The organism is Rhizobium sp. PRIMUS64 (genome assembly GCF_023006465.1).
Lineage (GTDB): Bacteria > Pseudomonadota > Alphaproteobacteria > Rhizobiales > Rhizobiaceae > Rhizobium > Rhizobium leguminosarum.
This window is the reverse complement of sequence record NZ_JALBGX010000016.1, coordinates 1-25,914: the sequence shown is the minus strand read 5'-3', so window position 1 is coordinate 25,914 and position 25,914 is coordinate 1. Positions and strand designations below refer to the sequence as shown.

Sequence of the window (25,914 nt, the reverse complement as noted above, 5' to 3'; positions counted from 1 at the left end):
CCCATGGATAATCTCAATCGACGCCATTTCCTGAAGACCGCTGCTCTCACCGGAACGGTGCTTGCAGCGCCCGCTTTCGTCCGCACCGCCGCTGCCCGCACGACGACGATCACGATCGCTTCGCTGCTCGGCGACGACAAGCCGGAAACGAAGATCTGGGTGAAGATCGGCGAACTGGTCGAAGCGAAGCTGCCCGGCCAGTTCAAGTTCAATATCGTCAGGAACGGTGCGCTCGGCGGCGAGAAGGAGGTGGCCGAGGGCGTGCGCCTCGGCTCCATCCAGGCCAGTCTCTCGACGGTCTCGTCGCTCTCCGGTTGGGCACCGGAACTGCAGATCCTCGATCTGCCCTTCCTCTTCCGCGATGCTGACCACGTGCGCCGGACCGTTGGTGGTGATGTCGGCGCCGATCTCAAGCAGAAACTGCAGGCGCAGAATTTCGTCGTCGGCGATTTCATCAATTACGGCGCCCGCCATCTCCTGACCAAGGAACCGGTGACGCGGCCGGAGCAGCTCAAGGGTAAGCGCATCCGTGTCATCCAGAGCCCACTGCACACCAAGCTCTGGAGTGCATTCGGCACGACGCCGATCGGCATTCCGATCACCGAGACCTATAATGCGCTCGCAACCGGTGTCGCCGACGCGATGGATCTGACCAAATCGGCCTATGCCGGCTTCAAGCTCTATGAGGTCGTGCCCGATATGACCGAGACCGGCCACATTTGGGCATCCGGCGTCATCTATTATGCCTCGACCTTCTGGGCCGGCCTCAACGACGAGCAGAAGGCGGTGTTCCAGCAGGCTTCCAGCGAAGGGGCCACCTATTTCAACCAGCTGATCGTCGACGACGAGTCCAAATCCGTCGAGACGGCGCTTGCCAACGGCGGAAAGCTCTTGAAGCCGGAAGCCTTCGAGGAATGGCAGAAGGGCGCCCAGGGTGTGTGGGACGATTTCGCACCTGTTGTCGGTGGCATCGACAGGATCAAATCCGTCCAGGCGGCCTGAGCAAGAGGCAGGGCGGTTCGCCTGCAGCTTTTGACGGGACCGATGGAAAAACCATCGGTCTCTTCATCGCGCGCACTTGCCGGAAAAATAATGCCGGAGCAGGCCGGAAATCGAAAGAGCATGCCTTCGGTGATCGTGATATATAACTTACTTAAAATCCAGGAATGGGAAGTCTTTACCTTCGGCCGGTGCGATCCTGTTGACCGCAATCTCTCGACCGCTTCCGGCGGACGGATCCCATGGCCTCGATTTGAGACGAAAAACATTGAACACAAGGCTTTGGAGGGCCGACCATGAGCTTACGCATCAACGATATTGCCCCCGATTTTACCGCCGACACCACGCAGGGACCGATCAGCTTCCATGAGTGGATCGGCAGCGGCTGGGCCGTCCTGTTCTCGCATCCGAAGAATTTCACGCCTGTTTGCACGACCGAGCTCGGCGCCATGGCCGGCCTTGCGGGAGAGTTTTCCAAGCGTGGCGCCAAGATCATCGGCATCTCCGTCGATCCTGTGGAAAGCCATGCCAAGTGGAAGAACGACATCAAGACCGCCACTGGCTTCGACGTTGAATATCCCCTGATCGGTGACAAGGACCTTAAGGTCGCCAAGCTCTACGACATGCTGCCGGCCGGCGCCGGCGAGAGCTCGGAAGGCCGCACGCCTGCCGACAACGCGACGGTGCGTTCGGTCTTCATCATCGGTCCCGATAAGAAGATCAAGCTGATCCTGACCTATCCGATGACGACGGGCCGCAATTTCAATGAGATCCTGCGCGCCATCGATTCCATCCAGCTGACGGCCAAGCACCAGGTGGCCACACCGGCGAACTGGAACCAGGGTGATGACGTCATCATCACTGCCGCGGTGTCCAACGAAGACGCGATCACGCGTTTCGGCGCCTTCGATACGGTTCTGCCCTATCTCAGGAAGACCAAGCAGCCGACGGCCTGATCCCGGCTCTCGAACCTCTACAAGCCGTCGCGAAAACATCTTCGCGGCGGCTTTTCTTTGTGGTGCTGATAGCGGTGAAGTGTCGGCCGTAACCGACCGAACCTTAGGTGATGGCTTTGCGGGCTCTCACCGCGTCGCCGAATGCCTGAAACAGCGCACGATTCACAGGGTTGGTTTGGGGATCGTATTCGGCGTGCCATTGCACGCCGAGCGCAAATCCCGGCGCGTCTTTGAACCGTATCGCCTCGATCGTCCCGTCCTCGGCAATTCCTTCGGCAACGACCCTCTCGCCAAGTTCGAGGATGCCCTGTCCATGTAGCGAGTTCACCCGGATCGTCTCCCGGCCGAGAATGCGCGCAAACATCCCGTCCTGGATAAGTCGAACATCGTGACGATCGCCGAAAACGATGGCGGGGTCGGGATGGATTTCGCCGGTCTCCAGGCGCGGCATTCGGTGGTTCATGCGTCCTGGCAATTCCCGGATTTCAGGATGCAACGAGCCGCCGGCGGCGACGTTCATTTCCTGAAAACCGCGGCATATACCGAAAACAGGAACGCCTTGCGCAACACAGGCTTCAATCAATGGCAGCGCCAGCCCGTCACGATCTTCATCGTAAGGTTCGTGCTTGGGATCAGGCACCATGTTGAAGCGGCTGGGATGGACATTAGCTCTGGCGCCCGTCAGCAGAATGCCGTCGACGACAGCCAGCAGATCCGCGATATCGGCTAGTTTAGGATTGCCGGCAAACATCAGCGGCAAGGCTTCGGCAACATCGGCCACTGCTCGCAGATTATTTTCTCCGACAAGCTGGGCCGCAAAGCGGCTTTCGACGATGCGGGCGTTCCCGATGATGCCGATTACAGGTCTCGTCATTGCTGGCCACACCCCAAGTCGCAACGCCAGCTGCTGCCCAAACCGTCAAGATCCGCGGGCAGGTGATCTGCAACGACGCGAAGCGGGAACCGGCCTTTGGCTGGCTGCGGGCCCGGTTGTCACTATGGATATCCTTTGCCGCAATGACGGTGCAAGAGCTATCGCAGCCGATGCTCAATCCGGAACGGGAAGGGCGCGCTGGTTGTAGAGGATCTTGCGGATGCGCGCCTGCTCCTCTTCGGAGAGCTTACTGTTGTCGGTGCCAAGATCGGCGCCGACCGCCAGGCCGCGTTGGACACCAGGCCGTGCGCCCACCTCCTCGAACCATCGCTTGAAATGCTTGAACTCGTCGATGTCCTGACCCTGTGCCTGCCAGTTGACGGTCCAGGGATAGCTGACGATATCGGCGATGGTGAATTCCTCACCGGCCAGATAGCGCCGGTCGCGAAGCCGCATGTTGAGAACGCCGTAGAGGCGGTTGGCTTCGTCCGTGAAGCGCCGCACCGCATAGGACTGGTCGCCTTCGCGATCGCCAAGGCGACGGAAATGACCGGCTTCGCCGAGTTTCGGTCCCTGGTTCGCCATCTGCCAGATCACCCATTGCGTGACCTCGTATTTGCCGCGCAGATCCTGCGGCCAGAATTTACCGGTCTTCTCGGCGAGATAGAAGAGGATCGCGCCGGATTCGAACACGCTCAACGGACCGTCGCCATCGGCAGGCTCGTGATCGACGATGGCCGGCATGCGGTGATTGGGGTTGAGTTTGAGATAATCAGGTTTGAATTGGTCGCCCCGGCCGATATTGACCGGCACCAGCCGGTAGGGCGTGCCGGTTTCCTCCAGGAAGATCGAAACCTTCTTGCCGTTCGGCGTCGGCCAGTAGTGGAGATCAATCATCTGCTTATCCTCGTTCGCTTAGATAGTCCTGGTGAAGAGGATGACGCTGCGACCGTGGCAGGTCGAATATATCTGTTCCAAAATTGCTGGCGAAATTAGAAACCTGGTGCAGAGAGGGAAATGGGGGAAGCTTCCTACCCGTATCGATGGTATTGAGAATTCAGCGTCGCGATGGAAGTTCGAACCCGCCGAGATCCGATGATAGGCCGGAAACGTCAGTCCGACATGGGGAGGGGATCGGCGAAAGCCATGCTTTCGCTCTGCCTTGTGTTTTCCCAACTGGACACGGTAAAGGCCCAGCCGGAAGGAAGCGCTGGGGCGCCGGCCTGTCTCTATTCGGGGCCTTCGGCGTCGGAATCGGGTGAGACGCTTTGCATCCGTAAGGACAGTTTCAATCGAGACCTTTGCGTCGCGATCGAGCATTTCGCCAGCGCCAATCAATTGCCGCCGGATTATTTCGCCCGTCTCATCTGGCGGGAAAGCACCTTTCGCCCCGATGCAGTCAGCTACAAAGGAGCGCAGGGCATTGCGCAGTTCATGCCCGGAACGGCGAAACTGCGCGGTCTTGAAGACAGCTACCAGGTGTTGGAAGCCCTGCGGAAATCGGCGCAATATCTCGACGAATTGCGCAATCGTTTCGGCAATCTCGGCCTTGCCGCCGCCGCCTATAATGCCGGCGAAAACGGACTTTCCTCTTACCTAACGTCAGGAAGATTACCTTACGAGACACGCGGTTACGTCCTGGCAATCACCGCGCATACGATCGAGGAATGGAAGGATAATCCTCCGGAAGATGCGGCTGCCCCGCTCGACAAGGACAAGTCCTTCCTCGATGCTTGTGTGGCGCTTGCGGAGAGACGGACGTTGAAGGACACGCCCTGGCGTCAGGAGGGTGAATGGGCGCCCTGGGGCGTCCAGCTTGCGGCGAATGCGAATGTCGCGGTAGTCAGGCGCATGTTTCTCGATGCCGTGCAGGATCTGCCCGCGCCCCTGAATGCGGAGCAGCCGCTGATCCTGCGCCAGCGCGATCGCAGCTTTGGTTTTCGCCCGCGTTATGCTGCCCGCATCGGCCGGCAGACACGCTTGGAAGCCAACGACCTCTGCAACCAGATCCGCAAACAGGGCGGCACCTGCCTTGTTTTCAGGAATAGCGGGCCTGGTTGAGCCGACTTGATCACGAAAAGTCTGCTTGCGGGATCACCCAAGCGCAGCATATTCGACACGGAAATGCAAAGGGAGGAACGATGATGCGGGTTTTGGTAATCGGGGCAACGGGCCATGTCGGAACCTATCTCGTTCCCCGTCTGGTGGAAGCCGGCCACGACGTCGTTACGATCAGCCGCGGCACAGCAAAGCCTTATACGGCAAACCACGCCTGGGCTGGCGTCGATCAGCGTCAGATGGATCGGACAGCCATGGAGCGGACGGGTGATTTCGGCCCGGCCGTGCGTGGTGTGAAAGCCGATATCGTCATCGACATGATCTGCTTCTCGCTGGAAAGTGCCGAGCACCTGGTGACGGCGCTATCGGGGCATGTCGGTCATTTCCTGCATACCGGCACGATCTGGACGCACGGCCACCCGACAGCCGTGCCGACACTGGAAGAGGCGCCGAAATTTCCCTTCGGCGAGTACGGCACGCAGAAGGCGGCGATCGAAACCTATCTGCTGCAGCAGGCAAGGCTGCGCGGATTTCCGGCAACCATCATCCATCCCGGCCATATTGTTGGTCCCGGCTGGGCGCCGCTCAATCCGGCAGGCAATTTCAACCTGCAGGTCTTTTCGACCCTTGCCCGCGGAGAGGTTCTGCCGCTGCCCAATTTCGGCCTGGAGACCGTTCATCACGTCCATGCCGATGACGTGGCGGCGATGTTCATGGATGCGATCGCCAACTGGAACACGTCGACCGGCGAAAGTTTTCACGCGGTTTCGGAGCAGGCATTGACCCTTCGCGGCTATGCCGAATCAATGTCTCGCTGGTTCGGGCACGAGCCGAAGCTCAGCTTCGCGCCATTCGACGCCTGGGCCGAAGGTCAGACGGCTGAGGATGCGAAGGCGACATGGGAACATATCGCCCGCAGCCCGAATTGCTCGATCGCCAAAGCGAGGCGCCTGCTGGGTTACACCCCAAGATACACATCCCCGCAGGCAGTGCAGGAATCGGTCAGCTGGCTGGTCGGGCAGGGGCGGATCAAGACCTGATCCGCCATCGCCGCCGAATCCTAACAGATCAGAATAGCCCTGAAATCATTGACGTTGGTTCCGGTCGGGCCGGTTTCAAAGAGATCACCGGTGGTCGCAAAGCCAGAATAGCTGTCATTGCCGTCGAGCTGTCGGCGCGGATCGAGCCCGGCGGCGCGAAGGCGCCTTGCCGTGCCGCCATCGGCAAAAGCGCCGGCATTATCCTCCGAGCCGTCGATCCCGTCCGTGTCGGCGGCGAGGATATGAATGCCCTCCTGCCCGTCGATCGCAAGCGCCATGGCGAGCGCGAATTCGCCATTACGTCCGCCCTTGCCGCCCTTGGCTCTCAGCGTCACCGTCGTCTCGCCGCCGGAAAGGATGACGACCGGCTTGGAAAACGGCCTGTTGCGGCCCGATACCTCGCGGGCAATCGCCGCATGCACCAGCGCCACGTCGCGCGATTCCCCTTCGATCGCATCCGAAAGGATCGCCGGCTCGATCCCCTGCGACTTCGCCAGTGCGGCGGCCGCCTCCAGCGAAACGCCGGCGGAGGCGATGATGTGATGCGCGTGCCGTAGGAAGACCGGATCGTCCGGTCGCGGTGCATCGGCCTTCGGCGAGTTCAAATGGTCGAATGCGGCCTGCGGCAGCTGCAATCCGTATTGCCTGATGATCTCGAGCGCATCGTGCCGTGTCGAACCATCAGGGACCGTTGGCCCGGAGGCGACATGGGCCGGGTTGTCGCCGGGAATGTCGGAGACGATCAGACTGACGACCCTCGCTTTGGTCGCTGCTGCAAGTCTTCCGCCCTTGATGGTGGAGAGATGCTTGCGCACGACATTCATTGCCGAAATCGGTGCGCCCGAGGCAAGCAGCTTTTCGTTGAGCGCAATCTCATCTTCAAGGGTCAGCCCGTCCGGCGGGGCGGGCAGCAGCGCCGAGCCACCGCCGCAGATCAGCGCGATCACCAGATCGTCTTCCGTCAGCCCGTTCACCGTCTCCATCAGCCGCTTTGCGGCGGTAAGGCCAGCCGCATCCGGCACCGGATGGGCGGCCTCGAAGATCTCGATGCCGCGTGTCTCGCAGCCATAGCCGTAGCGGGTGACCACCAGACCCTCGAGCGCTCCGTCCCAGACGCTTTCGAGCGCCCGCGCCATCTGCGCCGCGCCCTTGCCGGCGCCGATCACCACGGTCCTTCCCTTGGGCCTATCCGGAAGGTTCGCCTTGATGCCAGTCAGCGGATCGGCGGCGCGAACCGCCGCGTCGAACAGGCTTTTCAGAAAATCGCGGGGAGCTGATATCGTCATCGGTGGTCTCTGCTGCCTCGGTGTCGATGTGGGATTGTCCGTTATTCTCGGCCTGCAGGATCAGCAGGGTGCGTTGGCCGCACCATAGCCTACGGCATAATTCCTCAAATCGGAATCGATCGAAGGATAAAATTATGCAGCAATTCAAAGTGCTACAGCATCAGTCGGCGAGGGCCGCCAGGATCCGAGCCCAGGATCGTATGCCCTTATGGAAGCTGGAGAGATCGTATTTTTCGTTCGGGCTATGGACGCGGTTGTCGAAGCGGGCGAAGCCGACGAGGAGGGCATCGCATCCGAGCCGGCGATTGAATTCGCCGATGATGGGGATCGAACCTCCCGTGCCGGCAAGGGCAGCTTCGCATTGCCATTCCGTCGAAAGCGCCTGAAGCGTCCTGGTGAGAAACGGACTGTCGATCGGCATGACGGTTGCCGGCGAAAGCCCGTAATCCCTGAAGCTGACCGAACAATCCCTAGGGATACGTGCGCGCACGTGCCGCTGGAAGGCATCACGGATCGCCTGAGGATCTTGCCCTTCAACCAGGCGAAACGAAATCTTGGCGCTTGCCTTCGCCGGAATGACGGTCTTGAAGCCTTCTCCTGTATAGCCGCCACTCATGCCGTTGATTTCGCAACTCGGCCGCGCCCAGATCTGTTCGAGGACGGAACGGCCTGCCTCGCCGGCCGGATCTCTCAGGCCGATATCGCCGAGAAAGGCCTCCTCGTCGAAAGGCAGTCTTTTCCACAGCGCCTTGATAGCGTCGGAGAGCTCTTTCACGCCATCATAAAAACCCTCGACCGCGACGCCGCCATCGGCACGCCGCAGGCTCGAAACCACGTCTGACAGCACCTGCAGCGGATTGCGCGCGGCATTGCCGAACATGCCGGAATGCAGGTCTTGATCGGCGCAGGTGACCTCGATTTCCGTACTAAAGATACCGCGCAGCATCGTCGTGACGGCAGGCGTTTCGCGATCCCACATATCCGTGTCGCAGACGAAAACCGCATCGGCCTTCAACTCGTCCGCCGTAGCATCCAGAAAGGGTGCGAGGCTCGGGCTGCCGGCCTCTTCCTCGCCTTCGAACAGCATGCTCACCTGCACCGGCAGTTTACCCGTGACGCTCTTCCAAGCGCGGCAGGCTTCGACGAAGGTCATCAACTGTCCCTTGTCGTCGGACGCGCCGCGCGCGACGATCGCGGTATCGCCGTTCGGCAAGGCTTCCATGCGCGGCTCGAACGGATCGCTCGTCCACAGCGCCAGCGGATCGACCGGCTGGACATCGTAATGGCCGTAAAACAGCAGATGCGGTCCGGACGCCGTCTTTTCATGGGCGACGACCATCGGATGCCCGGTCGTTTTACGCACCGATGCTTCGAAGCCGATCGCAGCCAGATCCCGGCTCAGCCATTCGGCAGCAGTGCGGCAGTGATCGCGATAGGCCGGGTCGGTCGAGACGCTCGGAATGCGGATCAGCTCGAAAAGCCGCGCCAGGCTACCATCGAGGCTTTGGTCCACATGGGCAAGAACGGCATCGATATCTTGATCCATGGCACTAGTCATCGTCTCTCCTCAGCGTTTCACTCTTCCGGATCGAGAATGCAGCATTGCTCGGCGAGCGGTATCAGCACGGCGGACGACCCCGTTTCCAGCGGGTCGGACAAAGCCCCATTGGCGGTGATCTCTCCCGCTGATGTCGTGCATTTGTACTGGTAGGCCCGGCCAAGATAGGTGCGCGTGCCGAGCACGGCCGCGATGCCATCACCGTCACGGCTGACGGCAAGACCGTCTGCGCGGCAGGCCAGCACGAAGTCGTCCTTGATCGGTCCGAACGTTTCCTGTGACAGCTGCAGCCGCGCTCCGCCGGTCGTCTCGGCCATCACAAGCGCGCCGTTGCGCGCGGTCACCTTCATGCGGATCAGGTTCTCGAATCCGACGAAGCGCGCGACGAAAGCGTTGGCCGGCTGGCGATACAGCACCTCCGGCGCGTCGAGCTGCATGATGCGCCCGGCATTCATGATCGCCACCCTGTCGGAGATCGAGAATGCTTCCTCCTGGTCGTGGGTGACGTAAAGTGACGTGGTGCCGTTGGCGCGCTGGAGCTGCCTGATCTCGACGCGCATGTCGATCCTGAGCTTTGCATCCAGATTGGAAAGCGGCTCGTCGAACATCAGAAGCGGCGGCTCGATGACCAGTGCCCGGGCGAGAGCCACGCGCTGTTTCTGGCCGCCTGACAGGGCCGACGGCAGCCGGTCGGCGAAGGCCGAAAGGCCGACGCGGTCCAGCATGGCCATCGTTCTTTTCGCCCGTTCCGGCTGGGGAATACGACGCTGCCTCAGGCCGAAGGCAACATTGTCCTGGACGCTCAGATGAGGAAAAAGCGCGTAGTTCTGAAAGACCAGGCCGATGTCGCGCGCATGCGCGGGAAGGCCGGTGAGGTCGCGCTCGCCGAGCTTGATGCTGCCGCTGCTCGGCTGCAGAAAACCGGCGACGAGGCGCAATGTCGTCGTCTTTCCGCAGCCGCTGGAGCCGAGCAGGGAGACCAGCTCCCCGGCCATGACTGAGATCGACAGGTCCTTAAGCACCTGGGTGCTGCCGTAATGGGCGGAGATGGAATCGATGGTGAGGGATACGGTCAAGAGCGTTCTACTTTGTCAGGAAGGTGAGACCGAGCGTAGCCTCGACGACGGCCATGACGCCGACTGTTAGGAACATCAGCAGCACCGATACCGATGCGATCGTCGGATCGAAGAACTGTTCCATATGCGCAAGGATCTGGATCGGCAGCGTCGAGATGCCCGGCCCGGTCAGGAAGACCGAAACCGACACGTCGTTGATCGAGGTGATGAAGGCGAGGATGAAGGCGGCAATGACCCCGGCCCGGATATTCGGCAGGACCACGGTCAGGAAGGTTTTCAGCGGCGGGCAACCCAGGCTGATCGCCGCCTCCTCGACGGAAAAATCGAAGGCCGCCAGGCTGGCGCCGACGACGCGCACCGAATAGGGCAGGATCAGCAGCGCATGGCCGACCAGCAGGCTGATGAAGATCGGAAGCCCGAGGCCAATTGTGACCGATTTCATCAGCGAAAATCCGAAGACGATCTCCGGCACCAGGATCGGCAGGACGAAAATGGTGGAAAGCCAGCGCGGCAATTCCACCCGGTAGCGGTTGATCGCATAGGCCGCCGGGACACCGATCAGCAGGGACAGCGCCGTACCGAAAAAGGCGACCTGCAGGCTGGTCAGCGCGGTCGTGCGGAAGGCCTCGATCTCGAAGATATTGACGAACCAGCGCAATGTCAGGCCCTGCGGAGGGAAGGTCAGATAGGTCGTGTCGCTGAAGGCCGCACCGACGATGATGACCAGCGGTGCGAGCAGGAAGAAGAAAACGCAGGCCGCAAAGGCGGCGAGGATCGGGTGAACGCGCCTGTCCATCATACAGCCATCGGATTGAGCCGGCGTGCGATGCGGCTCATGATGAGGACGACGCCGAGCGTGAGCACCACCATGATGGCGGCGATCGTCGATGCGCCCACCCAATCGAAGGTCACCATGGCGCGCTGGTAGAGGAAGGTCCCCATCATCATCTGCTTTTCTCCGCCGAGCAGTTGCGGTGTCGCATAGGAGGTGAAGCTGCCGGTGAAGACCAGGACCGCGCCGACGATGAGGCCGGGTGTCGCGAGCGGCAGGATCACCTGAAAGAATGTCATCAGTGGTCTCGCGCCGAGCGAGGCGGAGGCGTCGATCAGATCGCGCGGGATGCCTTCAAGCACCCCGACCAGCGTCAGGATCATCAGGGGAACGAAGAGATAGACCATGGCGACGATGACCGAGCCTTCGGTATAGAGCATCGAAAGCGGCTCCCCGATAATGCCGGTCGAGATCAGCATGGCATTCAGGATGCCATTCTTCCCGAGAATGATCAGCCATGCGAAGGATCGGACGACGACACCCGTCAGCAGCGGAAAGACCGCTGCGATGATCATGATGCTCTTTGCGCGACCGGGCATCTGCGCGATCACATAGGCGGTGATGAAGCCTACTGTGAGGGAGATCGCGGTCGTGACCAGGGCGACCTCCAGCGTCCGATAAAGAACCGCCCGGCGAAAACCGCTGCTGAAGAATGTCACATAGGGCGCAAACATGCCCTTCGGTTCCGCAAACGTTGCCGCGATGGTGATGGCGACGGGAACGATGAGAAGCACAACGACGGCAATCGTCGCCGGCATCGTCAATCCCCACCTTGCAAAATGCTTCATCTTAAAACTCGTGGCATGTCCTGATATCACGAGCGCCGCATTTCGGATTCGGACGTGCGGCGCTTCCATGTCTGGCCTAGGTCTGGCCCAGGTCCGGCGATAAACCGGCCTCAGGCCGAGAATATCGCGCAGCTTACTGACCGAAGACTTCGTTCCACCGGTCGATCCAGTCGGCCTTGGCAGCATTCATCTTGGCATAGTCGATGCGGGTAAGGCCTGCCACCATATCCGGGCCATAGGTCCAGATCTTCGCCTGGTCCGGCGTCAGGCTGACCTTTGTCGAGATCGGCGCGTCGACGCCTTGTTCGGCTTCAGCCTGCTGGACTTCTTTGGACAGGATGAAGTTGATGAACTGATGGGCGAGTTCGACATTTTCGGAACCCTTCGGGATGTTCACGGTGTTCAGCGTCGCGATGTCGCCGTCCTTGAGCTTGGCCCATGTCATCGTCGGAACGGCCGCCTGCATCGATGCCAGGGTAAAGTCCTGGGCCAGCGCAACGCGAACTTCGCCTGTTGATATCAGGTTCACCAGCTCCGAGCCGGTGTTGTAGTTCTTGACGACATTGGGCTTGAGTGCCTCGATTTCCACAAAGGCCTTGTCGGCGTCTTCATAGGCATCCGCACCGCCATGCTTGCCGGCTTCCAGCACGACCAGCGGGCCGGCCGTAGTGGTGATTCCGGGCAAGGAGACGGAGCTTTTCAGATCTTCGCGCCACAGGTCGCCCCAGGCGGTGATCGGTGGGTTGACCTTGGCGGAGTCATAGACAATGCCGACGCGTCCGATCGTGTAGGCAGGCCCGTATTTGCCCTGAGGCGCCTTGCCCAGCTCGTAGATATCAGCGAGGTTGGGGATCTTCGACGCATCGATTTCCTGGAACAATCCCTGTTCGATGCCGAGCTGCGAGAAGCTGTCTGTGAGATAGATGACATCGACGCCCTTGCCGTCGCGCAGTTTCAGCTTGTTGAGCCGGTCGGCATTGTTACCTGTCTCGAACACGATCTCGCAGCCGCAGATCTTCTTGAAGGGCGTGATGATGTTCGCATTCATCTTCTCGCCATTATAGCCCCACCAGGAGATGGTCAGAGTCTTCGATTGCGCATGTGCCGCAACGGTGCTGCCGACGGCGGCAAGCAGCGCTAGAGACAGGATTCGGGCAAAACGTCTGGCCTTCATGAGCAATGTCCTTCTGTGAAAAACGGATTTGATAATCGGGATCAACCCCCTGGATTTGAGGGATACTATTTTTTGATCGGTCAGGTCGCAAGCTCAATAATTGAGCAAATACGCTCTTATGCGGGGAATTTTCCCAGACCGATCCCGTCAGTAACTCCCGGTTGCCGACGCCTTGTCGCCGCTCACAAAACGTGTGGTTCGTCAGCGCTTTACACATCCGGGTGTGGTCTTTACGGTCCGGCGGTTCCAGCTTCTCACGGGCATTTCATTCATGGCCACTTCGCGCACTGCTCTTCCAGATGATCTGCTGATCAACGCGTCCGACGAGGTGCTGACGCGCCAGGATCTGGTGCTGACGGCGCTCGGACGCCGGCCCGCCGACAGGCTGTTGCGCGTGGGCAGGTTGCTCGATGTCCACACCAGGACATGGCTCGACGATCAGGAGATCGTCATCAAGGGCCGCCGCATCGCCTATGTCGGCCCCGCCGGCAGTTACGCAGGCGAAGTGAGCGAGCGCTTATCCGAGCCGGATCTTGCGGCCGTGCCGGGCTTCGGCGAGGCGCATAAACATATCGAAAGCTCCCACCTGACGCCCGAATGGGAGGCGGCTCTGGTGATGCCGCATGGCGTGACCTGGACATGCGAGGCGAGCCACGAGTTTTCCAACGTCAACGGCGCCCGCAATCTGGAATTCTGGCTGGAAGCGCGCCGGCGCGGATCGCCGATGAAGATCTTTCCCCTGCCTGGCTCCGCCGTGCCACCGACCGCCTATGAATGGGGTGGCGGCTGGTTCGGTTACGATGAGCAGAAGGCCTTCCTTTCCGAAAGCCTGATGGTCGCCGGGCTCGACGAGGTCATGGACTGGCCGTCCATATCCGATCCCGGCAATCCTTCCTACGATCGGCTATGGGGCATGATCGGCGCGACCTTCGAGCAGCGCGGCGTGGTCGAAGGCCACGGCGCCGGGCTGCGCGACATGGCCTCGATCAATGCCTTCGCCGCAGCGGGTCTCGCCTCCGATCACGAAGGCTGGTTTCTCGATGAGATCTGGCAGAAGCTCCTCCACGGTCTTTTCATCGAGCTGAGGCCGCATTCCCTGCCGGAGGTGATCCGCGGGCTGATCGACAAGGGGCTGACGGACTGGTCGCAGATCGCTCTGGTGACCGACGACCGCAGCGCCTCGGACACACTGAAAATCGGCGCAACCGATCACAATGTCCGGCTCGCCATTGAAAACGGCCTTGCGCCGGAGATCGCCATCCAGTGCGTGACCCTTAATCCAGCACGCCACATGCGGCTGACGCCGTGGGTCGGATCGATCGCGCCGGGCCGTTTCGCCGATTTCGTTCTTCTCAGCGACGTCGCCAGCCTGTCGATCGAAAAAGTATGGGCGGACGGGCGTCCTGTGTCCGAGGGTGCGACATTCATTGGCGTGCGTCCCGAAATCGATTGGCCGCAATGGGCGACGCGCACCGTGAAAATAGACAGGACGGTCACGGCTGACGATTTCCGCATCGAGGCGCCGACGAACCGGACCACGGTCAACGCAGCACTTTTGCGGCCGTTTCACTGGCACGACGATTTCATCACCATGGAATTGCCGGTGGAGGATGGCGCCGTACAGCGGGATCCCGCGCGCAATGTCACCAAATTCTCGATTGTCGACCGGTTTTCCGGGGAGGCCAAGGTCTCCAGGATGTTCTGGCTGGGCACCGGACCGCGCACGCCGGAGACGGCGCTCGCCTCCACACTCGGGCACGACAAGCATAATATCTGGACGGTCGGCTCATCGGACGAGGCGATGGCGATGGCCGTGAATGCCCTGAACGAGCAGCAGGGCGGCTGGGCGCTGGTCTCCGGCGGCAAGATTCTTGCTCGTGTCCGCTATGAGGTCGGCGGCCTGATGACGGCGCGTTCGGCAGAAGCGCTGGATGCGGAGATGCAGGCCCTGTATGCGGCCGGCGCCGGGATCGACTGGATGTACGAGCCGACCTTCTCACCTCGATGGTGGCCAGGCTTTCCCGAACGCCTGTCATTTGCGACGCTGACCTGCTCGCCCTGGCGCTGGGTCCTGGTCGCGCCGTCGGAGCTGGCGCCGGAGGGGTTCGTCAACGTGCTCACCGGCAAAACCCATCCGATCGTCTGGTGACGTTGCGGCCCGCCAAAATTCCACCTGATTGATCTTCTTACTGCAGCAAATAGAAAGCGTTAACCATAGTCTCGTAGACAACGAACAGGATCAAAGGAACCTGTGTTCGATGGCTACTGAAATGACCCGCCGGCCTGCCGGCGCCAATGAAGGCAGAATTATTGCCTTTCCTGCTGGAACCGGAACTGCGAATATTGAGCGTTGCGCTCGCGAACTCGGCCGCCGGCATGGCGCAGATGCGATAGAATTCTGGAAGGCCGAATGCCGCAGGCTTGCCGATCAGCTTCTGGCGGCCGGGATACCGGAGAGCGATGTCGGTCAGCGGGTGCTGCAGTTTCAGCAAGATGTCCAGAGCGAACTGGTCTTCAGCCATCAAAACGGACCACTGCCCAAGTCTCAAAACCGATAGCGGCAATCTCGCCGATAGCCGTCGTGTGCCTTGCGACTACCGCATCAGCCCGGCGGACCGGAGGGCGTCTTCAATGATTTTTTGAATGCCACCACGATCGCTGCCCGTGCCGAATGGATCTGCAGCGTTTTCCGGTTGCGCAGCAGGGGCTTTCGTGTTGCGCCGTTTTTCAAATGAGGGCACCAGACCCCAGGACCTGGCAATTTCGACGGTCGAGGAAATTCCGACGTCAAGCATGAAGGGGCCGCTTGCCCCGTAGCCGGTGCCGACATCGAGAGGCGTGCCGTGACCCATACCGGCAATCGTATAGAGCTCGATCACTTCGACACCATGAGCATCAGTCCAGACCTTTCGCTGATGTCGTCCGAAATCTTCGACGCGCCTTGGCGATGCGTCGACGCCGTGGATATTTTTCCATTGCTCCACGATGGCATTCGCATTGGATGGCACGACGGTGCTGTCTGCGGTTCCCTGCCATATTGCTAATGTCGGCCATCGGCCCTTGTGTCCTGAAGCGTTTCTCAACCGCCGTTCCAGCTCTTTGGCAGTCGGGCCGCCATGGCCGCGCATTCGGTCGAACGCCTCGGGAATGGTTGCAGCACTTGCATATGGCAGGCCGGCAATGATCGCGCCACCCGCAAAAACCTCGGGATAGGTGGCAAGCATGGCGGCGGTCATGGCGCCGCCGGCCGAAAGCCCGGTCACGAACACGCGCCTGCTGTCGATACCGTGTTCCGTAACGACCTTTGCGATCATCTGGCGAATGGAAAAGACCTCGCCGTGATCCCGGCGAATGTCCTCCGGGTTGAACCAATTGAAGCAGAGATTTGCATTGTTTGCCCTTCGCTGCTCGGGAAACAGCAGCGCGAAGCCATAGTCCTCGGCCAATCCAGACCAGCCGGATCCGATATCATACCCGGCGGCAGTCTGGGTACAGCCGTGCAGGACAACGACCAGAGCCATATCTTTCTCGCGCTTCGACGGCAAATAGGTGTAGCCCCCCAAGGCGCCTAGGTTTGAGCCAAATGCGTCCAAGGCGACGAGATCGGGGCTGCCCTGCGTGGGTTGGGCGCGAAGGGTTCCTCGCAGCGCAGCAAGGCGTGCGAGGGTGTCTGACATAGATCTCATGAAAGTCTCCGCCAATCAGCAGCCGGGATGGCGGTGATGCTGAACTAAACGCGTCAGTCTACGAAATGGTTGCTGCGGTGCACAATATTTTTCAAGCCACTGGGCTTCTCAATGCATGGACACTTTTCTCATCAGACATCCAGCTTAGCGGCAGTCTTCTCCATGGTGCAAGCAGATGGGCGTCCGACCTCTGGATTGACATCGGCGGCGCCAGGAACTTCGGCCCGGATGTGGAGTTGATGTTGTCGATTGACAGCATTGACGCTGCGACCCAACGAGGCTTTTCAGATGTCGAACAAATCCAACTTCTTCTCTTCCTTTGCTACCGCCGTCGCCGATCTCTCGGGAAAGCCGTTCACCTTCGTAGCGGCTTTGGCGCTCGTGCTTGTCTGGGCGGTTTCCGGCCCTTTTTTCGGCTATTCCGAAACCTGGCAACTTGTGATCAACACCACCACCACGATCATTACCTTCTTGATGGTGTTCGTGTTGCAGAACAGCCAGAACCGTGACGGCAAGGCTCTGCAGGCCAAACTTGACGAACTCATCCTGACGAGTCAGGCGGCCAACAAGTTTGTCGGCATCGAAAAGCTGGAGGAGGGCGAACTCAGGGAAATGAGCAAGACCCTTGCCGAGAAAGCCGAATGCGTCGAGGAAAAGGCGGATGAGAAATCTGCCGCAGAGGCAGCGTCTGCCTAATTCGCCGTCTTTGAGATTTGGTCGTGGTGTTGCCGGCGCATTCCCTCGATTGCCTCGGCGTTTTTCTTCTCGACCGCAATCCAGTGGTTTCCTGCCTTGCTTGATCGGATCAGTTCGTCGAGCTTGGCATGAAGCGCCATCATGTCCCGATTTTGGGAGTTCTGCACCAGCAGCAAAATGAAAAATATAATGAGGGTATCGATCATGTTGGTCAGCAGAAACCACCCGCGTGGAAAGGAGAAGCTGAGACCGACTGCCGTCCATATGACTGCGAATGCGACCAGCGTGACAGGGACCACAGGATGCCCTGCCCATGAGACGGCCCAGTCAGAGATCTGTCGAAAGCGCCAGCGCATACGGCTCTCCACAGCGTAAAACGGAAGACGGAGAGGCTTCCATCACCTCGGCAGAATAGATAGGGCGCCGCAAACGACATAAAACCCGCGTTTCCGCGGGTTTTATTCTGACGACTAGCCATTCTCTCGCGGACATGACGACGAGACGGTCAATTCAATTTGACCGACGGCTCTCGGCCCCAGACCCGCAGTTTGCCAAGCGCCTTGATAAAAGCCGTGACATCTTTTGCTGCTCCGAGCGCAATCACGCCCTCATCCAGTGCATCGGCAATTCCGGCCTTCTGCATCAGCGGCAGCGCTGTTTCCACATAACCTATGAACTTGCAGTGCACGAAGGCATCCGCCACGAAATCGCGGGCCGTGGCCTCCTTCAGCAGGTCGCCGGTTCCCTCTGCCGAGGGGAGGAGGGCGACGGCGTCGTAAAGCACCGAAGGTCCGCCGTCGATCATCTGATGTGCTTCGATCCAATTGCCGTCCGAGAGCGTCACACCGCCAATCTTTGGTGCGATCACTTCGAATGTTGCCTTCTGCTCGGTGATCTCGGCAAGCAGCGCCTTGAAGATAGCGGCATCGGTGCCATCGCTGACAAGAATGCCGAGCTTGCGTCCTTCGAACCGCTTCGGACCGCGCTCGATGATGCTGAGCGCCGGCGACGGCTCGAGATCCTGCCGGGTCGGCATGGCGGCATCGGCAGGCTTCGGCATCGATTTGAAGCCGAGTGCGTGGCCGACCTTGCTGGCCAGCGTCTCATCGATGTTCATCAGATGGGAGACCATACGTTCACGAATGACCGGCGTTTCGACCTTGCTCAGTTCGAAGATCAGCGCTGCGGCGATATGGCGTTGCTCCGGCGGAGTCTGGCTGATGTAGAACTGCCGGGCCTGGCTGTAATGATCGGCAAAGCTTTCCGGCCGCAGCCGCACCTTGGGACCCTGCTCCTCGGCCGGGAAGTGGCGATAGCCCTGGACCGGCGATTCCCGCGGCCCCTGATTCCAGGAATTCGGCTGGTAATTGACGCGTCCGACAGGATTGCGCATCGCCATATGGCCGTCCTGCTGGAAATTGTGGAAGGGACACTTCGGCGCGTTGATCGGCAGATGCGTGAAATTCGGACCGCCCAGACGTTTCAGCTGCGTGTCGAGATAGGAGAAATTTCGTCCCTGCAGCAGCGGATCGTTGCTGAAGTCGATACCGGGGGGAACGTTCTGCGTCATGAAGGCGACCTGCTCGGTCTCTGCAAAAAAGTTCTCGGGCATGCGGTCGAGCACGAGACGGCCGATCGGTTTGACCGGAAGGATCTCCTCGGGAATGATCTTCGTCGGATCGAGGATGTCGAAGTCGAACGTGTCGGCGAAGTCCTGATCGAAAAGCTGCACGCAGAGCTCCCATTCCGGGAAGGCTCCTGACTGGATCGACTGCCAGAGGTCGCGGCGATGGAAATCCGGATCCGCACCATTGATTTTGACTGCCTCGTTCCAGGCGACGGACTGCAGGCCGAGTTTGGGTTTCCAGTGGAATTTGACGAAGGTCGATTCATCCGCTGCGTTGACGAAGCGGAAGGTATGAACGCCGAAACCCTCCATGAACCGGAATGACCGCGGAATGGCGCGGTCCGACATCACCCACATGATCATGTGCATGCTTTCGGGCGTGAGGGTGATGAAGTCCCAGAAATTGTCATGCGCCGACTGCGCCTGCGGAAATTGCCTGTCGGGCTCCGGCTTTACGGAATGGATGACGTCTGGAAACTTGATCGCGTCCTGAATGAAGAAGACCGGGATGTTGTTGCCGACCAGGTCCCAGTTTCCCTGCTGGGTGTAGATCTTCACTGCGAAACCACGCACGTCGCGCGCCAGATCGAAGGAACCCTTGCTGCCGGCAACGGTCGAGAACCGGACGAAGGCCGGCGTCTTTTCGCCGGGCCGCTGGAAAAGATCGGCCCGGGTATAGGCCGCCAGGGATTCGTATGTTTCGAAGTAGCCATGGGCGCCGTAACCGCGCGCATGCACGACCCGCTCGGGAATGCGCTCGTGGTCGAAATGAAAGATCTTCTCACGGAAGTGGAAGTCGTCGATTAGGGCAGGGCCACGGGCGCCAACGCGAAGCGTATTCTGATCGTCGGAAACGGGGCCACCTTGCGCTGTGGTCAGCACCGGCATGCCGTCTTCGGCAAACTGATGAAGCTCGCCGCCTGCACCCCGGTGCACTTTCTGATCATGGATCGTTGCGTTGTCCGAGGGCGAGGTTTGAGAGGTCTTCTTGGCCATCTATATTCTCCGGAAAGGGTTTTACCTAACCGAAGCTCCCCAACGGCCACATGTTCCGCTCGATGCGAAATAAACCGCAACTGGGCAAGAGGCCACCTGGGGGCGGCCGATAGTCGAGCACGGGAGACCCGAGGCCCAACATAAAGGGGCGCGTGGCCTTTCGACCCTGCGCCCCGATTTCCGTCGATCTTAGATCCGGGAGGTAACGATGAGATCTTCCTCATCGTCGCGTTGCGAACCGCCAAACGCTGCGGCGGCAGCAGCGATGAATGCCCCGATCAGAAGTGACAGTGCGCCGAGCAATGCTGTGGTGGAGGCAGCCTTGCGTGCCTCATCGGCGGCTTTCTGGGCGGCGACCTTGGCGTCGTCGATGCGTTTCAGCACAGTGTCGACGCGGGTGCGTGCATCGGCCTCGGAAAGACCGGTACGAGCAGAGACGATGGTGGCGAGATAAGCCTTGTCATCATCCGGGATCTGGCCGGCAGCCGCACCGTTGAGGAGGATGCGGGAGACCTCCGCCGTTGCGGCAGCATCATCGGTTGTTGCTCCTGCACGGGCCTGTTCAGGACGCAGCAAAGCGTCGGTAAAATAGGCGGTGGGCAGATCCGCGGCCGATGCCGTCGACGCCGCCGCCGTACCTGCGGCGGTGGCCGCCGAGCCGACGGCTTGTGCGCCCGCACCGGCAAGAGAGGTCAGCGACGAGGCTAAAAATCCGGCGAGGAAAATCGTCGCCAGCGCCCAGCTGATGAAGCCATGCGCCGTGTCGCGGAAGAATACCTCGTCGGTGTGGACAGCCGCCCACTTCGTGCGCAGCCGGCCGGTGATATAGCCGCCAAGCCCGGAGGAGAGCCATTGCACGACAACGAGCCAGATCGCCGCCGTCACCCCGACCGTGCCGAGCGAGCTGCTTTGCCCCGACCAGGGCGACACCATCGTCAACCCAACCCCGGATCCAAGCAGCAAAAGAATGAGGGTCACGCCGATGGCAGCAGCGGCGCCTCCGAAGATGGGCCCCCATGTCATGGCGGATTTGGAGGATTCGACCGGAGTAGCAATCTCTCCGGAACCTGTCATTGAAACCGACATGATCCGTCCCTATCGCATAAACAGAGCAAGAAGGATGATGATCGGCAGTGGAACACCAAGCAGCCAAAGCAGAATACCGCGACCCATGAAAGACCTCCTGTCAGAAACTGACGATACGTGGTTGATGCCACTCAACTTTGAACCACGGTCTTTGTTCCCGGCCGGCTTGGTCATCGACAATCTTCATACGGAGCTAATCGAGATCGATAAGAATCTTGCGCGTTCGGAGCTGACGTCCGGCGAAGACAGCGCCATATCTTGAGGGGCAAGGTGATCTTGGCAGGAGAGAGCAGAAGCTCCCGTCACTCGATCACAGCCAAACTGGAGAGGCATCGATGAAGAAATTTCGGGCATTTGTAGCAGCCGGGGCAATCAGTCTTGCCGCCATCATCTCGGCCTGCTCGACGCCACCGAATTCCTATGGCACGGCATCAGGATATCAGCCGGGAGATTCAATGAACCCGGCCTGCGCCGATGGGTTCCGACCCGGCGACGGCCGTTCGTGCAGCTACTAGAGGCGGTCGTCTCTTTGCCCGTACAAGCAAACCGGATCTGGCGGAGCGTCAGGCAGGCGTTCAGTAAGCCGTCATTTCTGTTTGATGGCAGCCCCGACGGCAGCGCCGATCGCGACACGGAATGTGATGCCGATCGCGGCATCATCAAACAGTATCGGGCCGACTGCCGCGCCGATACCTATCGCCATACTGAGAGCCATGACCGTGATCTTATCCAGGTGCTGTGGCGAGAGTATGTGTTTCGCTGCATGACCGCGAGCTGCGGGCGTGGTCCGAGCGAGGCAAGCTGATGCTTTGAGCTGAACAGAAAAAGCGTCTATTGAAAGTTCAAGATACTTTTCGAAAATTGGCCAAGACGGCCCGGCAGCGCGCCAGCCGGTTCTATTGACGGCCAATCCACCTCATTACCGTTTTTTCCGGAGATCACCTGGCAAAGCGTCAATGAGCTGATGCACTTTACCGGTGGCGAATACGATGTCCTCGCGCGGCAGATGCACTGTTATCTCAATCTCTTCCCACCTGCCGCCATGGTCTTTTGCGAATCTGACGGCGGCTTCCAAAGAGGTGAATTGCACGGCCGGTGCGTTGGCGGTCCAGAACTGCACGCTGCAGTCCGCCGCACTGTAATCTAAAAATGCTTTTTCAGGATCTAGCGCCATGACGTTTGCTTTACACCGCCGCCGGTTGGTTGGCCAGCGAATGCCTATCCGTCGTAAAAAGCGCGTTGTCCGCGATGCCCAACGCGAAAAGCCCTTGGGAGCATTCAAAAGCGGGAGGGAAAGTGGGGAAGAAAACGCCTGCTTTCGGATTTATCAACGAAACAGGCGATTACTTGAAAATGGCTCCCCGGGCCGGATTCGAACCGGCGACCTGTCGATTAACAGTCGAATGCTCTACCGCTGAGCTACCAGGGATCACTGCTTGGCGCGGTGTGAGTGGGCTAATACAAACGCTTTCCCGATTTGCCAAGCGGTTTTTTCAAAAAAATGAAATGAACTTGTATTTGGGGTGCCTGCGCCCATCTCTTGGGAATGACAAATGTGAATGATCGCAGTGAGACAAGTGGTGGCGAAAAGCGCAAGACGCGGGCACGGCGCTTCGGCATCGATCATGCAAGCGGCAGGCTTGTGCTCGGCTCCTTCAGCATCGGCATGCCACGCTCGCGCATCGCGCGGATGGCACTCGGCGTGGCCCTCATTTTCTGCGGCTTGCTGGGTTTCTTGCCCATTCTCGGCTTCTGGATGCTGCCGCTCGGCTTCCTGGTGCTCTCGCATGATCTGCCGTTCGCGCGCCGGCTTCGGCGGCGGCTGGCTGTCTGGTGGCACAGGCGGCGAAACCCGGCTGGCTGATGGGCAAGGGGTGTGGAACTGTGGATCGCTTTTCGCTTTCGTGGTTTATCGAATGTAAAACGCAAAATTGCGTCACGATGGTCCGGGTGAGGAAATGAAGGCATTTTTTGTTGTCGCCCTGTCGGCAGCGGCTGTTCTCTCAGCCATTTCCGCCGAGGCCCAAGTAGACAGCGGCGGTTTTGACGCTCGCGGCATCTGTCGCCGTCCTGAAGGCTGCGTGGTCGATCACGGCCAAGGCGGCAATAGCGGACCTCGAAACTATCGCAATTTCAACGGCCGGAATGAGCGCGACGGGGGGAACGACCGCGAGCGGGACAATCGGCGCTACCGTTCTCAGAACAGGAGCGACAATTTCGACGCCGGAACCAGCCGCCTTGTCGCAGGCCCGGAGATTGGGCTGGGGGCGCAGCTCATCCAGATTCGCGTCTAGTTGGATCTGAGTTCGCTTTCCTCGAAAACCCCGCCATGGTCCGGATCGAGGCTGGTCGCCAGCAACAAGCTGCAAGCGGCAAGGAGAAGGACGAGCTTTACTGCGTAGGATGCCACGGAGACCGGTTGTCGGCGGCCCGGTGATACGCGAGACGGCGCTATATAGTATTTGTAATAGAAGTGCGGATCATCCGTTTCCAGCAGGTTCTGGTAGACGTGCAGCGGAATATTTGCATGTTTCACCGGCGGAGAACCTGGGAATTTTACATGCAGATCCCGGGTTTCGGCATCGAATGCCGCATGCACGTGCTTCGATTTGAGGGCAGCCCAATCCATCGCAAGCTCCTATACCCTCCCGAGGATAATTGAGGCCCGGACGATGATCGAAGTCAAGTCAAGAATTTGCTTCAAATGCAATCATTGGCAGGAAATGGGGCATCGTCACGGCCGTGAAAATTCCAGCCTGCGCCCACTCCGTTTGGGGATGGAAAAATGCTCGTTTCAGCAGCTGCGGAATGGCGTTTTTCCGAAATGCCCTCTTGCGATTTCCTTACGATCATTCTAAACGCTCGCCACGGCTCAGATAACGAGCGCGTGAGGCCTCGTGGCGGAGTGGTGACGCAGAGGACTGCAAATCCTTGTACCCCGGTTCAATTCCGGGCGAGGCCTCCAACATTCTTCCACATGATAGAATCAATGTGAAACGCCGCTGGCGCAGCGGTCGGCATCGGCCTTTGCGATGCTACCAGATCCGCTGGCCGGGCGAAAAATCCAACTGTGACGGATTGATTCCCGTGAGTCGGTAGAGCGCCCTCAGGCCGCCCTTGCGGATTTCCGCCTGATATTCCAGATCGCTCAGTTCAGGCCCGTCATCGATTTCGGGGCCGGCGCCGAGCAGCCGTCGCATGCCCTGCGGCGAAATGCGGGTGAAGCTGCGAATGTCGCCGCTGCTGTATTTGATCAGCAGCAGGCGGGCATCGGCGTTGTAGTGAAGCGCTTCTACGCCGCGCGATTGGATCAGAAAGGTTTGCATGCGCACACCCATAGCGGAAGGCGAGGGCGCAGCAATAAAATGGTTGATGTAACGTTAATGCGCATGCGGCTGTCGAAGGCTGGATTTCAAAGGGAAAGAACGCATGTCAGACCTGCGCCCGCCGACATGAATTGCCGCAGCCGCGATGCGGGGGATATCTCCGAATGCGCTTCGGCGCCCTATCGCCTCCAGGTCGTTTCGCCGTCCAGCAGCCCGCAGCAGAATATGCCAATCAGCGCTGCGACGATGAAAAAATCGAACAGCGTGAAATATTCGAAAATCGCAGACATGGCCTGCTCCTCCTATTTCCTCCGTTGCAAATCATAACATGAAGGGGCGGAAGGTTCCACGCTGGAGTTGCAGCGTCCATCCTGTCTCCTGTGGCACGGAAGAGGCGCCGGCCGGATTCTTTCCGCCTGCGGCTGCCAAGCCTTGAAAGCATCCGTGGTGGAGATTAAGAGACGAGGGACAGGAACCGCTTTTTAAGAGCGAGAGGACATGATGGATTTCGAAGCAGCGCGCGCAAAGATGGTCGATACCCAGGTTCGCACGACGGACGTTACCTCGCATTCCGTGCTGACGGCGTTTCTCACGGTGCCGCGTGAGACTTTCGTGCCGGAGAAGGCGAAGCTGCTGGCTTATATCGACAACGATGTCGAGATCTCAGCCGCCGCACCGGGAAAGCCGGCACGCTTCCTGATGGAGGCGTCGCCACTCGCCAAGCTGCTGCAGCTGGCCGCGATCACCAAGGATGATTTCGTACTCGAAGTCGGTTGCGGCACGGGTTACACATCGGCGCTGCTGTCGATCATTGCAGGCTCCGTCATCGCGCTCGAATGCGACGAGGCGCTCGCCGCCGAGGCGAAGACGCAGCTTGCCGGATACGCCAAGGTCGAAGTTGTGACCGGCCCGCTCGAAAATGGCTACGCTGCCGGCGCTCCCTATGACCTGATCTTCGTCAACGGCGCCGTCGAAGAGGTTCCGGCAACTCTTCTCGGTCAATTGCGCGATGGTGGCCGTCTGATCACGGTCGAAGGTTACGGCAATGCTGCCCGCGCCAAGGTCTTCGTCGCCGAGCGCGGCGCTGTTTCGGAAAATGTCTTCTTCAATGCCTCGGTCAAGCCGCTGCCGGGTTTCGCCAAGGCGCGTGAATTCGTTTTCTGACATCGTTCTTATCGACGAAATTCAGCGACGGGCGCCATCGGCGCCCGTTTTTTATCAATGCCGCTGGAAAGCCTTCACAAACATCATTTACGCTGACGCGACCACGGCGGACTGGATAGAGGCCGTGCGCTTCAAGTTCTGTTTCATGGATGTCGCCGCAGCAAAATCGCGACAGGCTTTGCGGGTGGCAAACATTGGGTAACAAAACTGTGCATGGCGGCATTCATTTGATTCGCGATGATTTTTTTCACGCCTGGGGTATTCTAAGGTCGTGGTGATTCGGATGAATGCTCCACACCATCCGGTCGTTGTTTTGGGATAACGGGGATAGAAATGGCTCAGCCAAGTGTAGCGCGTGAACCGTCCATGGAAGAAATTCTGGCCTCCATCCGCCAGATCATCGAAAGCAATGAGCCCGGCGCCGGCAAGGCGATTTCCGCATCCCTGCCGCCGGTCTACGGCGCCGATGAGGATGAGAACGGCTCCGAAATTCATCTGACGGTCGACGACACCTATGCCGGCGTGGAATTCCCCGAACCGGTCATGCGCTCCTCCGATCCGCGTTTCGTCGCCGCCAATTCGGCCGGCACGTCATCACCTATTTCCTTTCCGGCAGCATGGTGGCCGCCGCCCTCGGTTGCGCCCCCACCGCCACCCGCGCCGAATTCCTCGCCTTCGCCAAATCCAAGGGC

General features: G+C 59.8%; 29 protein-coding genes, 2 tRNA genes and 1 pseudogene. 15 read left to right on the top strand and 17 right to left on the bottom strand.

Annotated elements, in window-relative coordinates; genetic code table 11:
* The first annotated feature begins 3 nt into the window (after positions 1-3).
* From MOV76_RS09315 to MOV76_RS09305, 3 genes are read left to right on the top strand one after another with little or no spacing between them, the layout of a single operon-like run.
* Positions 4-1,002 (top strand): TRAP transporter substrate-binding protein, encoded by a 999-nt coding sequence (locus MOV76_RS09315; protein WP_018445679.1) that lies wholly within the window; start codon positions 4-6, stop codon positions 1,000-1,002.
* Between the two features lie 42 nt (positions 1,003-1,044).
* Positions 1,045-1,299, top strand: coding sequence for a hypothetical protein (locus MOV76_RS09310; protein WP_245278856.1), 255 nt, complete (start codon positions 1,045-1,047; stop codon positions 1,297-1,299).
* Positions 1,296-1,955, top strand: a complete 660-nt coding sequence (locus tag MOV76_RS09305) for a peroxiredoxin (RefSeq protein WP_065276428.1) — start codon at positions 1,296-1,298, stop codon at positions 1,953-1,955. Before MOV76_RS09310 ends, MOV76_RS09305 begins: the two co-directional genes overlap by 4 nt.
* Before the next feature lie 103 nt (positions 1,956-2,058).
* Here the strand turns inward: MOV76_RS09305 and MOV76_RS09300 are convergent, their stop codons facing one another.
* On the bottom strand, positions 2,059-2,829 hold the full coding sequence (locus MOV76_RS09300; RefSeq protein ID WP_018241758.1) for a gamma-glutamyl-gamma-aminobutyrate hydrolase family protein: 771 nt from the start codon (positions 2,827-2,829) through the stop codon (positions 2,059-2,061).
* Between the two features lie 174 nt (positions 2,830-3,003).
* Positions 3,004-3,726 (bottom strand): glutathione binding-like protein, encoded by a 723-nt coding sequence (locus tag MOV76_RS09295; protein WP_018241759.1) that lies wholly within the window; start codon positions 3,724-3,726, stop codon positions 3,004-3,006.
* 171 nt (positions 3,727-3,897) lie between these two features.
* Between MOV76_RS09295 and MOV76_RS09290 the strand changes: the two genes are divergently transcribed.
* Positions 3,898-4,890 carry a lytic transglycosylase domain-containing protein gene (locus MOV76_RS09290; protein ID WP_247264385.1) on the top strand — a complete coding sequence of 331 codons (993 nt, stop codon included), beginning with the start codon at positions 3,898-3,900 and terminating at the stop codon, positions 4,888-4,890.
* An 80-nt stretch (positions 4,891-4,970) separates the two neighbouring features.
* A complete protein-coding gene (locus MOV76_RS09285) occupies positions 4,971-5,927 on the top strand; it encodes an NAD(P)-dependent oxidoreductase (protein ID WP_247264384.1) in 957 nt (318 codons plus the stop codon).
* Between the two features lie 20 nt (positions 5,928-5,947).
* On the opposite strand, the gene MOV76_RS09280 is transcribed toward MOV76_RS09285, so the two are convergent.
* From MOV76_RS09280 to MOV76_RS09255, 6 genes are all read right to left on the bottom strand, one after another.
* The gene (locus tag MOV76_RS09280; protein ID WP_247264383.1) at positions 5,948-7,213 is read right to left on the bottom strand and encodes a glycerate kinase; all 1,266 of its coding nucleotides are present in this window, start codon (positions 7,211-7,213) and stop codon (positions 5,948-5,950) included.
* A 160-nt stretch (positions 7,214-7,373) separates the two neighbouring features.
* On the bottom strand, positions 7,374-8,771 hold the full coding sequence (locus MOV76_RS09275; RefSeq protein ID WP_247264382.1) for a dipeptidase: 1,398 nt from the start codon (positions 8,769-8,771) through the stop codon (positions 7,374-7,376).
* Positions 8,772-8,788: 17 nt separating this feature from the next.
* A complete protein-coding gene (locus MOV76_RS09270; protein ID WP_247264381.1) occupies positions 8,789-9,847 on the bottom strand; it encodes an ABC transporter ATP-binding protein in 1,059 nt (352 codons plus the stop codon).
* A gap of 7 nt (positions 9,848-9,854) precedes the next feature.
* Positions 9,855-10,646, bottom strand: a complete 792-nt coding sequence (locus MOV76_RS09265; RefSeq protein WP_026230563.1) for an ABC transporter permease — start codon at positions 10,644-10,646, stop codon at positions 9,855-9,857.
* Positions 10,643-11,467, bottom strand: coding sequence for an ABC transporter permease (locus MOV76_RS09260; protein ID WP_047622305.1), 825 nt, complete (start codon positions 11,465-11,467; stop codon positions 10,643-10,645). Before MOV76_RS09260 ends, MOV76_RS09265 begins: the two co-directional genes overlap by 4 nt.
* A 133-nt stretch (positions 11,468-11,600) precedes the next feature.
* On the bottom strand, positions 11,601-12,641 hold the full coding sequence (locus MOV76_RS09255) for a PotD/PotF family extracellular solute-binding protein (protein ID WP_247264380.1): 1,041 nt from the start codon (positions 12,639-12,641) through the stop codon (positions 11,601-11,603).
* Between the two features lie 271 nt (positions 12,642-12,912).
* On the opposite strand from MOV76_RS09255, the gene MOV76_RS09250 reads away from it, so the two are divergent.
* Complete coding sequence (locus MOV76_RS09250) at positions 12,913-14,790, top strand: adenine deaminase (RefSeq protein ID WP_246717174.1); 1,878 nt, start codon at positions 12,913-12,915, stop codon at positions 14,788-14,790.
* 109 nt (positions 14,791-14,899) lie between these two features.
* Entirely contained in the window at positions 14,900-15,199 is a 300-nt protein-coding gene (locus tag MOV76_RS09245) for a DUF6074 family protein (protein ID WP_018241769.1), read from the top strand.
* 36 nt (positions 15,200-15,235) lie between these two features.
* On the opposite strand, the gene MOV76_RS09240 is transcribed toward MOV76_RS09245, so the two are convergent.
* Positions 15,236-16,327: a PHB depolymerase family esterase gene (locus MOV76_RS09240; protein ID WP_247264379.1), complete on the bottom strand. Its 1,092-nt coding sequence runs from the start codon at positions 16,325-16,327 to the stop codon at positions 15,236-15,238.
* A gap of 288 nt (positions 16,328-16,615) precedes the next feature.
* On the opposite strand from MOV76_RS09240, the gene MOV76_RS09235 reads away from it, so the two are divergent.
* A complete protein-coding gene (locus MOV76_RS09235) occupies positions 16,616-17,023 on the top strand; it encodes a low affinity iron permease family protein (RefSeq protein ID WP_018241771.1) in 408 nt (135 codons plus the stop codon).
* Here MOV76_RS09235 and MOV76_RS09230 read toward each other — a convergent pair.
* The 3 genes from MOV76_RS09230 to MOV76_RS09220 all read right to left on the bottom strand — a co-directional run bounded on the left by MOV76_RS09230 (position 17,020) and on the right by MOV76_RS09220 (position 20,732).
* Complete coding sequence (locus MOV76_RS09230) at positions 17,020-17,379, bottom strand: low affinity iron permease family protein (protein WP_247264378.1); 360 nt, start codon at positions 17,377-17,379, stop codon at positions 17,020-17,022. The genes MOV76_RS09235 and MOV76_RS09230 overlap by 4 nt on opposite strands.
* A gap of 149 nt (positions 17,380-17,528) precedes the next feature.
* Complete coding sequence (locus tag MOV76_RS09225; RefSeq protein ID WP_247264377.1) at positions 17,529-19,646, bottom strand: catalase; 2,118 nt, start codon at positions 19,644-19,646, stop codon at positions 17,529-17,531.
* A 189-nt stretch (positions 19,647-19,835) separates the two neighbouring features.
* Entirely contained in the window at positions 19,836-20,732 is an 897-nt protein-coding gene (locus tag MOV76_RS09220; RefSeq protein ID WP_247264376.1) for a hypothetical protein, read from the bottom strand.
* Between MOV76_RS09220 and MOV76_RS09215 the strand changes: the two genes are divergently transcribed.
* Together MOV76_RS09215 and MOV76_RS09210 are read left to right on the top strand one after the other, a co-directional pair.
* The gene (locus MOV76_RS09215; protein ID WP_247264418.1) at positions 20,668-20,994 is read left to right on the top strand and encodes a hypothetical protein; all 327 of its coding nucleotides are present in this window, start codon (positions 20,668-20,670) and stop codon (positions 20,992-20,994) included. The two genes, MOV76_RS09220 and MOV76_RS09215, sit on opposite strands and share 65 nt — an antisense overlap.
* 73 nt (positions 20,995-21,067) lie before the next feature.
* Complete coding sequence (locus MOV76_RS09210; RefSeq protein WP_018241777.1) at positions 21,068-21,247, top strand: hypothetical protein; 180 nt, start codon at positions 21,068-21,070, stop codon at positions 21,245-21,247.
* Between the two features lie 71 nt (positions 21,248-21,318).
* Here the strand turns inward: MOV76_RS09210 and MOV76_RS09205 are convergent, their stop codons facing one another.
* From MOV76_RS09205 to MOV76_RS09195, 3 genes are all read right to left on the bottom strand, one after another.
* Positions 21,319-21,642, bottom strand: a complete 324-nt coding sequence (locus tag MOV76_RS09205) for a hypothetical protein (protein ID WP_247264375.1) — start codon at positions 21,640-21,642, stop codon at positions 21,319-21,321.
* Positions 21,643-21,651: 9 nt separating this feature from the next.
* Positions 21,652-21,906: a hypothetical protein gene (locus MOV76_RS09200; RefSeq protein WP_018241779.1), complete on the bottom strand. Its 255-nt coding sequence runs from the start codon at positions 21,904-21,906 to the stop codon at positions 21,652-21,654.
* Positions 21,907-22,086: 180 nt separating this feature from the next.
* Positions 22,087-22,161: transfer RNA gene (locus MOV76_RS09195), tRNA-Asn, on the bottom strand.
* A gap of 117 nt (positions 22,162-22,278) precedes the next feature.
* Here MOV76_RS09195 and MOV76_RS09190 point away from each other — a divergent pair.
* Together MOV76_RS09190 and MOV76_RS09185 are read left to right on the top strand one after the other, a co-directional pair.
* Positions 22,279-22,596: a hypothetical protein gene (locus MOV76_RS09190; protein ID WP_018241780.1), complete on the top strand. Its 318-nt coding sequence runs from the start codon at positions 22,279-22,281 to the stop codon at positions 22,594-22,596.
* Between the two features lie 94 nt (positions 22,597-22,690).
* Positions 22,691-23,026 (top strand): hypothetical protein, encoded by a 336-nt coding sequence (locus MOV76_RS09185; protein ID WP_247264374.1) that lies wholly within the window; start codon positions 22,691-22,693, stop codon positions 23,024-23,026.
* Here MOV76_RS09185 and MOV76_RS09180 read toward each other — a convergent pair.
* A complete protein-coding gene (locus tag MOV76_RS09180; protein ID WP_018241782.1) occupies positions 23,023-23,361 on the bottom strand; it encodes a KTSC domain-containing protein in 339 nt (112 codons plus the stop codon). The genes MOV76_RS09185 and MOV76_RS09180 overlap by 4 nt on opposite strands.
* A gap of 262 nt (positions 23,362-23,623) precedes the next feature.
* Here MOV76_RS09180 and MOV76_RS09175 point away from each other — a divergent pair.
* Positions 23,624-23,697, top strand: a tRNA-Cys gene (locus MOV76_RS09175).
* Positions 23,698-23,767: 70 nt separating this feature from the next.
* Here the strand turns inward: MOV76_RS09175 and MOV76_RS09170 are convergent.
* Complete coding sequence (locus tag MOV76_RS09170; protein WP_247264373.1) at positions 23,768-24,070, bottom strand: hypothetical protein; 303 nt, start codon at positions 24,068-24,070, stop codon at positions 23,768-23,770.
* Between the two features lie 486 nt (positions 24,071-24,556).
* Between MOV76_RS09170 and MOV76_RS09165 the strand changes: the two genes are divergently transcribed.
* A complete protein-coding gene (locus MOV76_RS09165; protein WP_018241784.1) occupies positions 24,557-25,222 on the top strand; it encodes a protein-L-isoaspartate O-methyltransferase in 666 nt (221 codons plus the stop codon).
* Between the two features lie 333 nt (positions 25,223-25,555).
* Positions 25,556-25,914, top strand: a pseudogene (locus MOV76_RS09160) (DUF2497 domain-containing protein); the annotation flags it as partial.

Excerpts from the sequence above, each read along its gene's own strand:
- MOV76_RS09275 (WP_247264382.1), bottom strand. The coding sequence starts at position 8,771 with ATGACTAGTGCCATGGATCAAGATATCGATGCCGTTCTTGCCCATGTG.
- MOV76_RS09235 (WP_018241771.1), top strand. The coding sequence starts at position 16,616 with ATGTCGAACAAATCCAACTTCTTCTCTTCCTTTGCTACCGCCGTCGCC.
- MOV76_RS09305 (WP_065276428.1), top strand. The coding sequence starts at position 1,296 with ATGAGCTTACGCATCAACGATATTGCCCCCGATTTTACCGCCGACACC.
- MOV76_RS09225 (WP_247264377.1), bottom strand. The coding sequence starts at position 19,646 with ATGGCCAAGAAGACCTCTCAAACCTCGCCCTCGGACAACGCAACGATC.
- MOV76_RS09215 (WP_247264418.1), top strand. The coding sequence starts at position 20,668 with ATGGCGGATTTGGAGGATTCGACCGGAGTAGCAATCTCTCCGGAACCT.
- MOV76_RS09240 (WP_247264379.1), bottom strand. The coding sequence starts at position 16,327 with ATGAGATCTATGTCAGACACCCTCGCACGCCTTGCTGCGCTGCGAGGA.
- MOV76_RS09290 (WP_247264385.1), top strand. The coding sequence starts at position 3,898 with ATGGAAGTTCGAACCCGCCGAGATCCGATGATAGGCCGGAAACGTCAG.
- MOV76_RS09200 (WP_018241779.1), bottom strand. The coding sequence starts at position 21,906 with ATGGCGCTAGATCCTGAAAAAGCATTTTTAGATTACAGTGCGGCGGAC.
- MOV76_RS09190 (WP_018241780.1), top strand. The coding sequence starts at position 22,279 with ATGACAAATGTGAATGATCGCAGTGAGACAAGTGGTGGCGAAAAGCGC.
- MOV76_RS09210 (WP_018241777.1), top strand. The coding sequence starts at position 21,068 with ATGAAGAAATTTCGGGCATTTGTAGCAGCCGGGGCAATCAGTCTTGCC.
- MOV76_RS09230 (WP_247264378.1), bottom strand. The coding sequence starts at position 17,379 with ATGCGCTGGCGCTTTCGACAGATCTCTGACTGGGCCGTCTCATGGGCA.
- MOV76_RS09265 (WP_026230563.1), bottom strand. The coding sequence starts at position 10,646 with ATGATGGACAGGCGCGTTCACCCGATCCTCGCCGCCTTTGCGGCCTGC.
- MOV76_RS09165 (WP_018241784.1), top strand. The coding sequence starts at position 24,557 with ATGATGGATTTCGAAGCAGCGCGCGCAAAGATGGTCGATACCCAGGTT.
- MOV76_RS09285 (WP_247264384.1), top strand. The coding sequence starts at position 4,971 with ATGATGCGGGTTTTGGTAATCGGGGCAACGGGCCATGTCGGAACCTAT.
- MOV76_RS09245 (WP_018241769.1), top strand. The coding sequence starts at position 14,900 with ATGGCTACTGAAATGACCCGCCGGCCTGCCGGCGCCAATGAAGGCAGA.
- MOV76_RS09170 (WP_247264373.1), bottom strand. The coding sequence starts at position 24,070 with ATGGGTGTGCGCATGCAAACCTTTCTGATCCAATCGCGCGGCGTAGAA.
- MOV76_RS09295 (WP_018241759.1), bottom strand. The coding sequence starts at position 3,726 with ATGATTGATCTCCACTACTGGCCGACGCCGAACGGCAAGAAGGTTTCG.
- MOV76_RS09310 (WP_245278856.1), top strand. The coding sequence starts at position 1,045 with ATGGAAAAACCATCGGTCTCTTCATCGCGCGCACTTGCCGGAAAAATA.
- MOV76_RS09180 (WP_018241782.1), bottom strand. The coding sequence starts at position 23,361 with ATGGATTGGGCTGCCCTCAAATCGAAGCACGTGCATGCGGCATTCGAT.
- MOV76_RS09300 (WP_018241758.1), bottom strand. The coding sequence starts at position 2,829 with ATGACGAGACCTGTAATCGGCATCATCGGGAACGCCCGCATCGTCGAA.
- MOV76_RS09260 (WP_047622305.1), bottom strand. The coding sequence starts at position 11,467 with ATGAAGCATTTTGCAAGGTGGGGATTGACGATGCCGGCGACGATTGCC.
- MOV76_RS09185 (WP_247264374.1), top strand. The coding sequence starts at position 22,691 with ATGAAGGCATTTTTTGTTGTCGCCCTGTCGGCAGCGGCTGTTCTCTCA.
- MOV76_RS09255 (WP_247264380.1), bottom strand. The coding sequence starts at position 12,641 with ATGAAGGCCAGACGTTTTGCCCGAATCCTGTCTCTAGCGCTGCTTGCC.
- MOV76_RS09250 (WP_246717174.1), top strand. The coding sequence starts at position 12,913 with ATGGCCACTTCGCGCACTGCTCTTCCAGATGATCTGCTGATCAACGCG.
- MOV76_RS09315 (WP_018445679.1), top strand. The coding sequence starts at position 4 with ATGGATAATCTCAATCGACGCCATTTCCTGAAGACCGCTGCTCTCACC.
- MOV76_RS09220 (WP_247264376.1), bottom strand. The coding sequence starts at position 20,732 with ATGTCGGTTTCAATGACAGGTTCCGGAGAGATTGCTACTCCGGTCGAA.
- MOV76_RS09280 (WP_247264383.1), bottom strand. The coding sequence starts at position 7,213 with ATGACGATATCAGCTCCCCGCGATTTTCTGAAAAGCCTGTTCGACGCG.